11 protein-coding genes and 1 pseudogene are annotated in these 13,895 nt (G+C 71.7%); 4 read left to right on the forward strand and 8 right to left on the reverse strand.

Going from position 1 to position 13,895, the window contains the following annotated elements; all coding sequences use genetic code 11:
* Window positions 1–65: 65 nt before the first annotated feature.
* Window positions 66–1,277: a PP2C family protein-serine/threonine phosphatase gene (locus ACWEO5_RS17780; RefSeq protein WP_452163255.1), complete on the reverse strand. Its 1,212-nt coding sequence runs from the start codon at window positions 1,275–1,277 to the stop codon at window positions 66–68.
* A 149-nt stretch (window positions 1,278–1,426) separates the two neighbouring features.
* On the opposite strand from ACWEO5_RS17780, the gene ACWEO5_RS17785 reads away from it, so the two are divergent.
* Window positions 1,427–1,768, forward strand: coding sequence for a GNAT family N-acetyltransferase (locus ACWEO5_RS17785; RefSeq protein ID WP_452163256.1), 342 nt, complete (start codon window positions 1,427–1,429; stop codon window positions 1,766–1,768).
* Window positions 1,701–2,347: pseudogene (locus ACWEO5_RS17790) on the forward strand (sterol carrier protein domain-containing protein). The gene ACWEO5_RS17785 and the pseudogene ACWEO5_RS17790 overlap by 68 nt, the downstream one beginning before the upstream one ends.
* 42 nt (window positions 2,348–2,389) lie before the next feature.
* Here the strand turns inward: ACWEO5_RS17790 and ACWEO5_RS17795 are convergent.
* Window positions 2,390–2,875 (reverse strand): ribose-5-phosphate isomerase, encoded by a 486-nt coding sequence (locus ACWEO5_RS17795; protein WP_344550072.1) that lies wholly within the window; start codon window positions 2,873–2,875, stop codon window positions 2,390–2,392.
* A 71-nt stretch (window positions 2,876–2,946) separates the two neighbouring features.
* Window positions 2,947–3,543, reverse strand: coding sequence for a biotin transporter BioY (locus ACWEO5_RS17800; RefSeq protein ID WP_344550073.1), 597 nt, complete (start codon window positions 3,541–3,543; stop codon window positions 2,947–2,949).
* A gap of 284 nt (window positions 3,544–3,827) precedes the next feature.
* Here ACWEO5_RS17800 and ACWEO5_RS17805 point away from each other — a divergent pair, with 284 nt between their 5' ends.
* Entirely contained in the window at window positions 3,828–5,222 is a 1,395-nt protein-coding gene (locus ACWEO5_RS17805; RefSeq protein WP_452163257.1) for an amino acid permease, read from the forward strand.
* A 65-nt stretch (window positions 5,223–5,287) separates the two neighbouring features.
* Here the strand turns inward: ACWEO5_RS17805 and ACWEO5_RS17810 are convergent, their stop codons facing one another.
* Entirely contained in the window at window positions 5,288–5,923 is a 636-nt protein-coding gene (locus ACWEO5_RS17810) for a mycothiol-dependent nitroreductase Rv2466c family protein (protein ID WP_452163258.1), read from the reverse strand.
* 177 nt (window positions 5,924–6,100) lie between these two features.
* On the opposite strand from ACWEO5_RS17810, the gene pepN reads away from it, so the two are divergent.
* Entirely contained in the window at window positions 6,101–8,686 is a 2,586-nt protein-coding gene (pepN, locus tag ACWEO5_RS17815; protein WP_452163259.1) for an aminopeptidase N, read from the forward strand.
* A 62-nt stretch (window positions 8,687–8,748) separates the two neighbouring features.
* Here the strand turns inward: pepN and ACWEO5_RS17820 are convergent, their stop codons facing one another.
* The 4 genes from ACWEO5_RS17820 to ACWEO5_RS17835 form a co-directional block, all read right to left on the reverse strand.
* Window positions 8,749–9,702 carry a carbohydrate ABC transporter permease gene (locus tag ACWEO5_RS17820; protein ID WP_452163260.1) on the reverse strand — a complete coding sequence of 318 codons (954 nt, stop codon included), beginning with the start codon at window positions 9,700–9,702 and terminating at the stop codon, window positions 8,749–8,751.
* A gap of 10 nt (window positions 9,703–9,712) precedes the next feature.
* Window positions 9,713–10,645: a carbohydrate ABC transporter permease gene (locus ACWEO5_RS17825; RefSeq protein WP_344550077.1), complete on the reverse strand. Its 933-nt coding sequence runs from the start codon at window positions 10,643–10,645 to the stop codon at window positions 9,713–9,715.
* A 127-nt stretch (window positions 10,646–10,772) separates the two neighbouring features.
* A complete protein-coding gene (ngcE, locus tag ACWEO5_RS17830) occupies window positions 10,773–12,170 on the reverse strand; it encodes an N-acetylglucosamine/diacetylchitobiose ABC transporter substrate-binding protein (protein ID WP_452163261.1) in 1,398 nt (465 codons plus the stop codon).
* Between the two features lie 383 nt (window positions 12,171–12,553).
* Window positions 12,554–13,885 (reverse strand): glycoside hydrolase family 18 protein, encoded by a 1,332-nt coding sequence (locus ACWEO5_RS17835; RefSeq protein WP_452163262.1) that lies wholly within the window; start codon window positions 13,883–13,885, stop codon window positions 12,554–12,556.
* Window positions 13,886–13,895 lie beyond the last annotated feature (10 nt).

Raw genomic sequence — 13,895 nt, forward strand, 5'->3', positions numbered from 1 at the left:
GCGGTGCGCGGCGCCCGGTGCGCCGGACCCGCGCGCGGGCCGGGGCGGGCGGCGCCCGGTGCCGCTCAGCGGCGCCAGACCAGCAGCACCGCGCGGTCGTCGTTGACGTGCTTGGCCACGCTGTCGATCAGTCGGACCGCGGCGCCCGAGCGCCCGGCCACCGGGGTGGTGGCGACCAGCCGGTCGGCCTCGCCCATCAGCCGGTCCATGCCCTCGCCCAGGTCCCGGCCGGGGATCTCCACCATGCCGTCGGTGCACAGCATCAGCACGTCCCCGGGGCCCAAAGTACCGCGCACGCCTTCGAACTTGGCGCCGTCGTAGACGCCGAGCAGCGGGCCCTCGGCCTCCTTGACCTCCCAGTGCCCGGCCCCGGCGAGCCGGTGCATGCCGGGGAGGTGGCCGGCCGACAGGAGCTCGTACTCGCCGCTGTCCAGGTCGACGACCAGGTGGACGGCGGTGGCGAAGCCCTCGGCCCAGTCCTGGCGCAGCAGGTAGCCGTTGGCGGCGGGCAGGAAGTCGTGGGCGGGCAGCGAGCCGAGCAGTCCGCCGAAGGCGCCGGAGAGCAGCAGGGCGCGGCTGCCCGCGTCCATGCCCTTGCCGGAGACGTCGGCGAGGACGACCTCCAGCACCCGGCCGCCGGGGCCGGTGCGGGCGGCGACCATGAAGTCGCCGGAGAAGGACTGGCCGCCGGCCGGGCGCAGCGCGGTGTCGGTGTGCCAGCCGTCGGGCAGGCCCGGGACGCGGCCCTGCACCCGGATCCGCTCGCGCAGGTCGAACAGCATGGTGGAGCCGCCGCGCCAGGGCACGCCGATCCGGCGGCGGAACTGGGCGACCAGCAGCCCGGCGACGCCGACCGCGCCGACCACCAGGGCCGCGCCGGGGGTGACGCCGTGCCGGTAGGCCGCGGGGAGGTCGCCAGCCAGCTGCTCGCCGGTGTGCACCACGGACTCGGTGATCAGGCCGCCGGCCGCGACGGCGTACAGCAGCACCAGGGTGCCGGGGCGCAGCAGCAGGGCGCCGGCCAGGACCGGCAGCACCAGGGCGGTGGGCGGGGCCCAGTCGGGGGCGACGATGTTGAGCAGCACCAGCAGCGGGACGGCCAGGGCGAGCGCGGCGAACGCCCACCAGTCGGCGCCGTCGCCGCGGAAGTAGTCGACGCCGGTGCGGCGCAGCCTGCGCCGGGCCCGGTACAGCGCCGCGCGCAGCCGGGCCGTCACGGGTTCGCGGGACGGTCGGCCGCCCCGGCCCGTCGCACTGGGACGCGCGCTGCCGGCCATGGGGACCGACCTTATCCACCGCCGGTGCCCGCGTCGACGGCCCGGGTGGCACCGGGTGCAGCGGAGGCCGGGTTTCGGCCGCCCGGGACACGTCAGGGCGGTGGCGTCATCGGCTCGCCGGGCGCGGGAGCCGGTGGTGGGCAGGCGGCATGACGATCCGACACCCCGGACTGGGCGTCCGGCCGCTGCGCGCCGAGGAGTGGGACACCTGGTACCGGACGTTGGAGGTGGCCTTCGGCGGCGACCAGGAGCCTGCGCAGGAGCGGGAGCTGTGGCGGCGGCTGATCGGCGTGGAACGCACCCCGGCCCTCTGGTCGAACGGTCAACTGGTGGGCGGGGGCGGCTCGTTCGACTTCCGGCTGGTGGTGCCGGGCGGGGCGGTGGTGCCGGCGGCCGGGCTGGGAGGCCGTCCCGGTGCTGGACGTGCCGTCCGGGCGGGGCGGCTTCTCGCCGCTGCGGTGCGTGCCGGCCGAGGACCCGGGGAGCGGTGAACTGCTGGGCTGCGCCCGGTACGCGGTGAAGTCGGAGTGGACCGACCGGGGCGCGGCCGGGGTGGTGCGGGTGCGGGTGGTGCAGGCCGGACGGCCGTGGGTGGCGGTCCGGCTGTGGGAGTTCCTGCTGGACCTGGACCTGACCGAGCGGGTGGAGGCGGACGACCTGCCGGTGGACGACGCGCTGCTGCACCTGGTGCCGGACGTCCGGCACCTGCTGCCGCGGATCGTGGACGGGATGTACCTGCGGCTGGTGGACCTGCCGGCGGCGCTGGAGGCGCGCGGGTACCCGGCGGCGGTGGACGTGGTGCTGGGGGTGACCGACGCGTTCTGCCCGTGGAACGCGGGGCGCCGGCGGCTGACGGCGGCGCCGGTGGGCCGGTCTCCTGCGCGCGCACCGGCGATCCGGCCGAACTGGAGCTGGACGTCCGCGAGTTGGCCTCGATGCACCTGGGCGGCGGTTCGCTGGCGGCGCTGGCCGCGGCGGGCCTGGTGCGCGAGCTGCGGCCGGGGGCGCCGGGGCCGGCCTCGGCGGCGTTCCGCCCGGACCTGGAGCCCCGGCTGCCGCACGGCTTCTGAGCGCGGCCGGGCGGGGGCGCCCGGACGGACGCCCCCGTCGGCTCAGCCCTGCGGGTGGTGGGCCGGGATCGGCGGGAGTTCGCCGGTGGTCTCGTACTCGGACAGCATGTCGATCCGGCGGGTGTGCCGCGGCTCGCCGCTGTACGGGGTGTTGAGGAAGATCTCGACGAACTTGGTGGACTCCTCGACGGTGTGCATCCGGCCGCCGATCGAGATCACGTTGGCGTTGTTGTGCTCGCGGCCGAGGGCGGCGGTCTGCTCGCTCCAGGCGAGGGCGGCCCGGACGCCCTTGACCTTGTTGGCGGCGATCGCCTCGCCGTTGCCGGAGCCGCCGATCACCACGCCCAGCGCCTCGGGGTCGGCGGCGGTGCGCTCGGCCGCCCGGAGGCAGAACGGCGGGTAGTCGTCCTCGGCGTCGTAGATGTGCGGGCCGCAGTCGACCGGTTCGTGCCCGGCCCCCTTCAGCCACTCGACGAGGTGGTTCTTCAGTTCGTATCCGGCGTGGTCGGAGCCCAGGTAGACGCGCATGACCACGAGTGTGACATGCCGCCGGGCCCGCTCCCCGACAGGGGCGCGGGCCCGGCGGTGGTGACGCTGCGTCAGCGGCGGCCGAGCAGCTTCCAGGTGAGCGGCAGGGCGCCCATGGCGAGCGCCATCTTGAGCGCGTCGCCGACCAGGTAGGGGTAGAGCCCGAGGTGGGCGGCCTTCGCCAGCGGGACGTCCAGGGCGAAGGCCAGGTAGGGCACGCCGACGGCGTAGATGGTGAGGCTGCCGAGCGCCATCGCGCCGGCGGTGCGCAGCGGGCTGCGGTCGGCGCCGCGGCGGGCCAGCGCGCCGGTCAGCGCGGCGGCCAGCACGAAGCCGATCACGTAGCCGAGGGTGGCCAGGCCGGCGCCCGAGCTGCCCTCGGCGAACCAGGGCAGACCGGCCGCGCCGGCCGCCAGGTAGAGGCCGAGCGCGGCGGCGCCGCGGCGGGCGCCGAGCGCGGTGCCGACCAGCAGCGCGGCGAAGGTCTGGCCGGTCACCGGCACCGGCGAGCCGGGCACGGGCACCGAGAGCTGCGCGGCCAGGCCGGTGAGCGCGGCGCCGCCGGCCACCAGGGCGAGGTCGCGGGCGCGGGCGCCGAGCCGGGTGGAGGCCTGCGGCAGCAGGTCGGCGAGGACGGCGGTGGACGGTATCGGTGCGGCGATGGCCACGGCTGCTCCCGGGGTTTCGTTGGCTCAGGTGCGGTGATCACCTGTGAACCTACGTGCTGTCAGGCGCTTCGCGCCGCGTCGGCCGTGACAAAAGCGGACCGTCCCGGCTTGTCGGATCCGGCCTGTGACCGGGCCCTCATCCGTGCGCCGCGCAGCCGGCCGGGCACTGGCGGTCACGGCCGCGTCCGGATGGCGGTACCGCTTGGGCGGCCCGCATCCCTTGTCGAATAGTGGACAGACCCCCCTGAACCTGACCAATCAGTCGAACAGTCTGGAATCGCCGCATGCCCCGCACCCCCTCCCCCGAGACCGCGCCCGCCCGGGAGCCGGCCGCCGAGGACGCGGGCCTGTCCCACGGCCTCAAGCAGCGCCACCTGTCGATGATCGCGCTCGGCGGTGTGATCGGCGCCGGGCTGTTCGTCGGCTCCGGCTCCGGGATCGCCGCGGCCGGGCCGTCCGTGGTGCTGGACTTCGCCGCCTCCGGGCTGCTGGTGATGCTGGTGATGCGGATGCTCGGCGAGATGTCCGCCGCCCGCCCCGCCTCCGGCTCCTTCTCGGTGCACGCCGAGCGGGAGGTCGGCGGCTGGGCCGGGTTCACCGTGGGCTGGCTGTTCTGGGTGCTGCTGTGCGTGGGCGTCGCGGTCGAGGCGATCGGCGCGGCCGGGATCGTCTCCGGCTGGCTGCCCGGGGTGCCGTCCTGGGCCTGGGTGGCGGTCTTCATGGCCTTCTTCTGCCTGACCAACCTGGCCGCCGTCCGCAACTTCGGCGAGTTCGAGTTCTGGTTCGCCGCGATCAAGGTGCTGGCCATCACCGCTTTCCTGGTGATCGGCGTGCTGGCGGTCTGCGGCCTGCTGCCGGGCACCCCCGCGCCCGGGCTGAGCAACCTCACCGGCCACGGCGGCTTCCTCCCGAACGGGGCGAGCGGCCTGGTCACCGGCCTGCTGGCCTCGGTCTTCGCGTACGGCGGCCTGGAGACCGTCACCATCGCGGCCGCCGAGTCCGAGGACCCGCGGCGCAGCGTGGCGATCGCGGTGCGCACCGCGATGTGGCGGATCGCGCTGTTCTACGTCGGCTCGATGGCGGTGATCGTCACGCTGGTGCCGTGGGACGACCCGGCGGTGGTCAGGCCGGGCCCGTACGTGGCCGTGCTGGACGCGCTGAACATCCCGGGCGCGGCCCAGCTGATGAACGTGGTGGTGCTGATCGCGCTGCTGTCGGCGATGAACGCCAACATCTACGGCTCCTCGCGGATGGCGCACTCGCTGATCGCCCGCGGCCACGGCCCGCGCGGGCTGTCCCGGATCTCCGGGGGCGTGCCGCGCCGGGCGGTGCTGGCCTCCTGCGGGTTCGGGTTCCTGGCGGTGCTGCTGTCGTACTGGTGGCCGGAGACGGTCTTCTCCTGGCTGCTGAACATGGTGGGCGCGGCGGTGCTGGTGGTCTGGGGGTTCATCTGCGTCGCCCAGCTGCGGGCCAGGCGGCACCTGTCGGCGGCCGAACTCCCGGTCCGGATGTGGGCGTTCCCGTACCTGACCTACCTGGCGCTGGCGGCGATCCTGGCGGTGCTGGTGCTGATGACACTGGACTCCGCCAACCGCGTGCAGCTGTACTTCACGGCCGGGCTGACGCTGCTGCTGGCGGTGGTGGGCGCGCTGCGCGGGCGCCGGCCGGCCGCGCCCTGACGGGCCCCGGACGCGGCGGGGCCCCGCTCCCCCGGTGGGGGCGCGGGGCTCCGGCGGGCGGGCGGCTACTCGAAGGACGGGCCGGCGGTGCGGGTGCGCTTGATCTCGTAAAAGCCGGGGGTGGAGGCGACCAGGACGGTGCCGTCCCAGAGCCGGGCGGCGGCCTCGCCGCGCGGGGTGGGCGTGACGACCGGGCCGAAGAAGGCGACGCGGTCGCCGTCCGGGCCGTCGACGGCGATCACCGGGGTGCCGACGTCCTCGCCGACCAGGCCGATGCCCTCGGCGTGCGAGGCGCGCAGCGCGTCGTCGTGCGCGTCGGTGTCGGCGGCGTCGGCCAGCTCCTCGGGCAGGTTCGCGGCGCGCAGCGCGGCGACGATGGTCTCCCGGGTGTTGGGCAGGCCCTGGTTGTGGAAGCGGGTGCCGAGCTCGGTGTAGAGCGGGCCGAGCACCTTGTCGCCGTGCGCCTGCGCGGCGGCGATCAGGACCCGGACCGGGCCCCAGCCGGCGGCCAGCAGCTCCCGGTACTGCTCGGGCAGGTCGTCCCGGTTCTCGTTGAGGACGGACAGGCTCATCACGTGCCAGCGGGTGTCCACCGGGCGGAGCTTCTCGACCTCCAGCATCCAGCGGGAGGTCATCCAGGCCCAGGGGCAGATCGGGTCGAACCAGAAGTCGGCGATCTTGCGGGAGTCTGCGGTCGTCACTGACGGCGTCCTTCGGGGTCGGCGGTCGGGATTTGTTCCCCGGGTGCAAACGGCGGGCGGTCCGGGTTGATTCCTCCTCCAGTGCAATGGCACAGGCCGGACGACGTGAAAGGATGCCCCCGACGGAGTGCCATGAACACTCCGAAAACCGTGTGTTCCGTACAGAGGAGTACCGACGTGCCGGGCAAGAACCTGAGCCGTGAGGAGGCCCGCGACCGGGCCGCGATCATCCGGGTGGAGAGCTACCGCGTCCACCTGGACGTCAGTGCGGCGGCCGACCCCGGCCGGCCCACCTTCCGTTCCACCACCCGGATCTCCTTCGACTGCGCCGAGCCGGGCGCGAGCAGCTTCGCCGACCTGCTGGCCCCCGAGGTGGTCTCGGTCGAGCTGAACGGCCTCGCGCTGGACCCGGCCGAGGTGTTCGACGGCACCCGGGTGGCGCTGCCGGTGCTGGCCGCGCACAACGAGCTGACCGTGGTCGCCGAGTGCGCGTACAGCCGCACCGGCGAGGGGCTGCACCGCTTCGTCGACCCGGCGGACGGCGAGACCTACCTGTACACCCACTACGAACCGGCCGACGCCCGCCGGGTCTTCGCGAACTTCGAACAGCCCGACCTGAAGGCCCCGTTCACCTTCACCGTGACCGCCCCCGCCGCCTGGGACGTGTACGCCAACGCGGTGCACGAGGAGATCACCGACGAGGGCGCCGCCCGCACCTGGCGGTTCGCCCCGACCCGGCCGATCTCCACCTACCTGACCGCCGTGGTGGCCGGCCCGTACCACGTGGTGCGCGACCACTACACCCGCGAACTCGCCGACGGCACGGTGCTGGAGATCCCGCTGGCCGCCACCTGCCGGCGCTCGCTCGCCCCGTACTTCGACGCCGAGGAGATCCTCACCGTCACCAAGCAGGGCCTGGACTTCTTCCACCGGGAGTTCGACTACCCGTACCCGTTCGGCAAGTACGACCAGTGCTTCGTCCCCGAGTACAACATCGGCGCGATGGAGAACCCGGGCTGCGTGACCTTCCGCGAGGAGTTCGTCTTCCGCTCGAAGGTCACCGAGGCCGCCTACGAGTCCCGGGCCAACGTGGTCCTGCACGAGATGGCCCACATGTGGTTCGGCGACCTGGTCACCATGAAGTGGTGGGACGACCTGTGGCTGAAGGAGTCGTTCGCCGACTTCATGGGCTCCTACGCGCAGATCGGCGCCGGCACCCGGTACCGCTCCGCCTGGATCACCTTCGCCAACCGCCGCAAGGCGTGGGCGTACCGGCAGGACCAGTTCCCCACCACCCACCCGATCACCGCGGACATCCGCGACCTGGAGGACGCCAAGCTCAACTTCGACGGCATCACCTACGCCAAGGGCGCCTCCGTCCTCAAGCAGCTGGTGGCCTACGTCGGCCGGGACGCCTTCTTCGAGGGCGCCCGCGCCTACTTCCGCAAGCACGCCTTCGGGAACACCGTGCTGGACGACCTGCTGGACGCCCTGGAGGAGACCAGCGGCCGCGACCTGCGCAGCTGGTCCGCCGCCTGGCTGCAGACCTCCGGCGTCAACACCCTGGCCCCCGAGCTGACCCACGACGCCGATGGCCGGATCACCGAACTGGCGGTCCGCCAGGACGGCGCGCCGCTGCGCCCGCACCGGATCGCGGTCGGCCTGTACGACCTGGACGCGGACGGCGCGCTGCTGCGCACCGACCGCTACGAGCTGGACGTCGCCGGGGAGCGCACCGTGGTCGCCGCCGCCACCGGGCGGCCGGTGCCCGCGCTGGTGCTGGTCAACGACGACGACCTGACGTACTGCAAGGTCCGGTTCGACGACCGCTCGCTGGAGACCCTGCGCACCGGCCTCGGCGGCCTCGCCGACCAGGCGGGCCCCGACGCGCCGAGCCTGGCCCGGGCACTGGCCTGGTCCGCGGTATGGAACCTGACCCGGGACGGCCTGATGCCCACCCGCGACTACCTCGACCTGGTGCAGCGCTTCGCCGGCCGGGAGTCCGACGTCGGCGTGCTGCAGTCGCTGCACCAGCAGGCCGCCACCGCGCTGGCGCTGTACGCCGCCCCGGCCGGGCGCGCCCAGTACGGCACCGCGCTCGCCGAGTGCGCGCTGCGCGAGCTGTCGCGGGCCGTCCCCGGCAGCGACCACCAGCTGGCCTGGGCCCGGTTCCTGGCCGACACCGCCGAGCGCGCCGACCACCTGCGGCTGCTGCGCGGACTGCTCGACGGCACCGGCCGGATCGACGGCCTGAGCGTCGACCAGGAGCTGCGCTGGACGTTCTGGCTGGCGCTGGCCGCGCACGGGGAGGCCACCGGCGCGGAGCTGGCCGCCGAGCTGGAGCGCGACAACACCGCCAGCGGCCGCCGCCAGCAGACCCACTGCCTGGCCGCCCTGCCCACCCCGGGCGCCAAGGCCGCCGCCTGGACCGCCGTGGTCGACTCCGACGAACTGCCCAACGCCCTGGTGGAGGCCCGGATCGCGGGCTTCAACCAGCCCGGCCAGCGGGAGCTGACCGCCGCCTACGCCGAGCCGTACTTCGCCCTGCTGGAGTCGGTCTGGGCGGAGCGCTCGATCGAGATCGCGATGCGGATCGTCGGCGGCTTCTTCCCGCGCTACCAGACCACCCCGGAGACCCTGGCGGCCACCGACGCCTGGCTGGCCGCCCACCCGGACGCCGCCCCGGCGCTGCGCCGGCTGGTGCTGGAGTGCCGGGACGACCTGGCCCGGGCGCTGCGGGCCCAGGAGTGCGACGCCCGGTAAAGCCGCGTGGGGCAACTCCCTCCTCCGGAGAGGGAGTTGCCCCACGTGCGAGGGTGCTGCGACTACTTCAGGGTGGCCGAGGTCAGGCCCGCCTGGACCTGGCGCTGGAAGGACAGGTACACCACCAGCACCGGCAGCATCGCGATCGTCATGCCGGCGAACAGGCCGGGGAAGTCGCTGGCGTAGCCGGACTGCTGGGCCAGGTTCATCAGGCCCTGGGCCAGCATCGAGCGGTCCGGGTCGCTGCTGCTCTGCTGCTGCATCAGGGTGAGCGGCAGCAGGTACTGGTTCCACTGGCCGAGCACGTTGAAGATGAACACGCTGATCAGGCCGGACTTCGCCATCGGCACCATGACCTGGAAGAACGCCCGGCTGTGCGAGCAGCCGTCGATCATCGCGGCCTCGTGGACGGCGCTGGGCAGCGACCGGAAGAACGAGTGCAGGAAGAACACGGTGAACGGCAGCGAGTAGGCGGTGTAGACCAGGATCAGGCCGGCGTACTGGTTCAGCCCGAGCCACGGGATGACGGTGCCGAGGTTCTTCATCATGAAGAACAGCGGGACGAGCGCCAGGTAGACCGGGAACATCGCGCCGGCCACGAAGAAGTAGTAGATGAGCCGGTTGCCGCGGAACTCGTAGCGGGCCAGCACGTAGGCGGCCATCGAGCCGAGCAGCATGGTCAGCGTGAGCGACCCCGCCAGCACGATCACGGTGCTGACGAAGAAGTCGCCGATGCCCTTGTCCCAGGCGCGGGTGAAGGCGTCGAAGCCCCAGTGCGAGGGCCAGCTCCACGCGCTGTCGCCGATCTCGGCGTTGTTCTTGAACGAGCCGAGGATGATCCAGGCCAGCGGGCCGATGATCAGGACCGCCCACAGGGCCAGGAAGCCGTGCGAGAAGACGTTGAGGACTCCCCCGCCGTCGGCGAAGCGCTGCTCCTTGACGGGCTTGCGCGGCTTGTCGTTCCCGCCGTTGCGCTGGGCCGGGATGCCGGTGGTCGCGTCGGTGTTGGTGCTCATGCCGGGGACCTCAGAACTCGATCTTCTCGCGCCGGGTGACCCGGAGCGAGACGACGGACAGGACCAGGGTGATGAAGAAGATCACCACACCCATGGCGCAGGCGTAACCGGCCTTGCCGAAGGTGATGAAGTTGCGCATCAGCAAGGTCGCCATGATCTCGCTGTGGTGGTCCGGGCCACCGCCGTAGTACGCGCCGGGGGTCATCGTGGAGACCAGGGCGAAGGCGTCCATCGCGGCGATCGCGAGGTAGACCCAGGCGGTCTGGATGCTCTCCCAGAGCAGCGGCAGCGTGATCTTGAAGAAGGTGGTGCCGCGCTTGGCGCCGTCCAGCATGGCGGCCTCGTAGATGTCCTTCGGGATGCTCTGCATCGCGGCCGAGAACAGCACCAGGTAGAAGCCGACGCCGGACCAGACGATCACGCCCATGATGCACCACAGGCCGAAGGTCGGGTTGGATGCGAAGTCCCAGGGGTGCTGCTCGTCGACGATGCCGAGCGCGATCAGGACGCCGTTGAGCAGGCCGCCCTTGTCGGTCCGGTAGACGCCCTGGAAGAGCACCGACAGGATGGCGACCGAGAGCACCTGCGGGAAGAAGAAGACGACCTTGTAGAAGGCCGAGCCGCGCACGCCCTGCACGCCGCCGGTGCTGCTCTTGCCGCCCACGTTGAGCATGAAGGCGAAGAACAGCGCCAGCAGGATGGTGGCCAGCGGCAGCACGATCAGCAGCAGCAGGTTGTGCTGCAGCGCGCCGAGGAAGGCGCTGTCCTGGAACAGCTTGGTGTAGTTGTCCAGTCCGATGAAGTTCATCTCGGACGAGGCGCCGGACCAGTCGGTCAGCGAGTAACCGAAGGTCTGCAGGTAGGGCCAGATGACCAGAAGGATGTACAGCGCGACGGGAACCACGAGGAACCCGAAGATGAACGGTGTTTTACGGTGTCGCATGGGAGCTGCTCCTGTCCGCCGACAGCCTGTGGTCAGACAGGCCTGGAACTGCGGTGTCGCGTGGAACGGCCGGGGTCCGCGCGCGGACCCCGGCCTTGCGGTGTCAGGCCGTCGGCCTACCGGGGGGTCAGACCTTCTTGGCGGTCGCGGCCTTGCCGCGGGCGACCCAGTCCGCCGGGCTGATGCGCTTGTTGACCAGCTCGTTGGTGGCGTTCTCGACCTCGGCGTCGAACGCGGTCTGCAGGTCCTGGAAGCTGAAGCTGAAGGTGACGTCGCCGGCCGCCTTGACCGCCACCGCCGAGGACTTGGTGCCCGGCTTGAGCTGGACGTCGGCGTTGACGCCGTCCTTCAGGACGGTCAGCGAGTTCGCGGTGGCCACGAACTTGGAGGAGCCGTCCTTGGTCAGCATCATGCGCAGGAACTCAAGGCCGCCGCCCTTGTTCTTGGCCTTGCTCGGAACCATGAAGGGCTCGCCGGCGCCGGCCCACAGGGCGGTGGCGGGCAGCTTGTCGCCGGGCAGCGACGGGACCGGCAGGAAGGCCATGTCGAAGTCGGCCGGGGTGGAGTCCAGCATCTCGTTCTCCAGCCAGGAGCCGGACGGGATGAAGGCGGCCTTGCCCTGGCACCAGGCGGTCTGCGACTCGGTGTGGGTCATGCCGTTGGTGCCGGGGAGGAGGTAGTCACCCTCCATGATCTTGTTGAACGCGGTGACGCCGGCCAGCACCGCCGGGTCGTCCCAGGCGGACGCGTCACAGGCGTTGATCTTCTTGACCAGGTCCTGGCCGCCCTGCTTGGCGATCAGGCTGAAGATGATGTAGTTCGCGTAGTAGGGGTACTTGCCCTGGTGCGCGAACGGGGCGATGCCGGCGGCCTTGATGGTGCCGCAGAGGGTGATGAACTCGTCCCAGGTCTTCGGGACGGCCCAGCCCTTGTCCTTGAAGAGCTTGGCGGAGTACCACAGGCCGAACACGGTGTAGACGTAGTTCAGCGAGTACATCTTGCCGTTGATGGTGCCCTGCTCGATGGTGCCCGGCAGCAGCACGTCGCGGATCTTCTTGGTCGGGTCGTCCAGGTACGGGGCGTCCAGCAGCACCGTCAGGTCGGTCAGCTGGTCCGCACTGACCAGGACGTCCGCCTTCATGGCCTGGGCGCCGGAGTTGTCGAAGACGTCCGGCGGGCTGCCGGCGTTGAAGCGCGGCTGCAGCTTGCCGCTGATCTCCTGGGTGCCGAGGTGCGAGACGTTCGCACCGGCGTACGCCTTCTTGTAGGCGTCCTCGAAGACCTTGGCGTAGTCGTCGCCGTAGCCGCCCTTGAAGATCACGACGTCGAGCGCGTCGCTGGCCTTCACGCCGAACGGGTTCTTGTTGTCGCTCCCGAGCGTCGGGGAGGCACCCGACTTGCTGTCACTGCTGCCGGAACCGCCGGCGCAGGCCGCGAGCAGCGAGGTGCCGCCCGCCGCGAGGACGGTGATCGCGGCCGCACGCTTGAACAGGTCGCGACGGTTGTACTCAGTTGCAGAGCCCATGAGTGCCCTAACCCCTCAGTTCCAGAAGAAGCGGACCGGAGCTGACGACACGTCAACTCCCGTAGCCCGGAAGGTGCCCAGCGGCGAAGATGCCGGTCAGAGGCGGTGTGATGATGCTGCAAAGGTATAGTCCACTGTTCACCCAGCGGCAATAGTCAGCGGGTCTGATAACAAACCTGACAGTCGAACCGTTGTCGGCGATGCAGCATGTGCAATGTGCAGGAACCCTGAAAATTACGGGTCCGCGCCACCCTCCGGATCCGGATCACGCTCGTTCATGCTCGTCCGGACGCGAAAACGCGCAGCTTCGCGCGGTACGGTGGGCCGAACCGTACCGCGCGAAGCTGCGCGCGAGCCGCCCCCGCAGGGCGGTTGACGGCGGGTCAGTCGTCCCGGAGACCCTTGTCCAGGGCGGCGACCAGGGTGCCCCGGGCGTCGTCGTTGTCGAGCGACCAGGCCATCACGCCGCCCAGGTCGTTCTCCTCGACGTACCGGGCCTTGCCGGTCAGCAGCTCCGGGGTGTCGTACGTCCAGAACTCGGTGCCGTCGTACTTCCAGGTCGCCCCGTGCGCGCGGTCGGTGAAGACCGTGCCCGGCAGGTCCTTGATCTGGTTGTAGGGCAGGTTGCCGCCCCGGGCCAGGCCGGTGGCGGACTGGTACAGCCCGTTCTTCTTCGGGCCGGCCGGCACGCCCGTCCAGCCGTAGCCGTAGAACGGGACGCCCACCACGGCCTTCTTGGCGGGCAGGCCGCGGTCCAGGTAGGTCCGCACCACCCGGTCGACGCTCAGCTTCAGCCCGGAGGCGTCCGCCTTGTCGGTGTACAGGTTGGCGTCGTGGTTGGTCGGCCCCTGGGCCTCCCACGGACCGTGCAGGTCGTAGGTCATCAGGTTCAGCCAGTCCACCGACTTGGCGACCTTCTTGACCTCGATCTGGTCGATCTTCGACTCGCCGGCCGGGACCGCCGCGGTGAGCAGGTAGTGCGGGCCCTTCTTGCCGGACAGCGCGTCCAGCTGGCGGCGGAACTCCTGCATCAGCAGGGTGTAGTTCCTGCCGTCCTCGGGCCGCACCACGTTGCCGCCGTCACCGCCGCCGCCCGGGTACTCCCAGTCGATGTCGATGCCGTCGAACACCCCGGTGCCCGCGCCCGCGCCGCCCTCGGCGGAGCCCAGCTGCGGCAGGTTCCCCTTGAGGTACAGGTCGATGCAGGAGGAGACGAACTTCTTCCGCGAGGCGTCGGTGAGCGCCGCGTCCGAGAAGTACTTGGACCAGCTCCAGCCGCCCAGCGAGATCACCGCGCGCAGTTGCGGGTTCTCCGCCTTGAGCTTGCGGATCTGGTTGAAGTTGCCCTTGAGCGGCTGGTCGGCGGTGTCCGCGACGCCGTCCACCGACTCCTCGGCGCCCACCGGGCGCTGGTAGTCGGCCCAGGCGTCGCCCACCCCGGCCGCGTTGGCCTCGAAGCAGGTGCCGTCGGCGGAGACGTTGCCGAAGGCGTAGTTGATCACGGTCAGCTTGCCCGCCTGGCCGCTGGTCTGGACGTTCTTGGCGGAGAAGCCGCTGTAGATGCCCCACTGGGTGAAGTAGCCGACCCGCTGGCCCTCCAGCCGGTGGTTGCCCCCGCGGCCGTCGTTCCCGTGGGCCTGGGCGGCCGCCGGGGAGACGAGCAGGGCGCCGAGCGTGGCCGCGACGAGGAGTGCGGCGGAGCTGCGTCTGGTCATTCCGTGAATC

Source organism: Kitasatospora sp. NPDC004272, assembly GCF_053603035.1.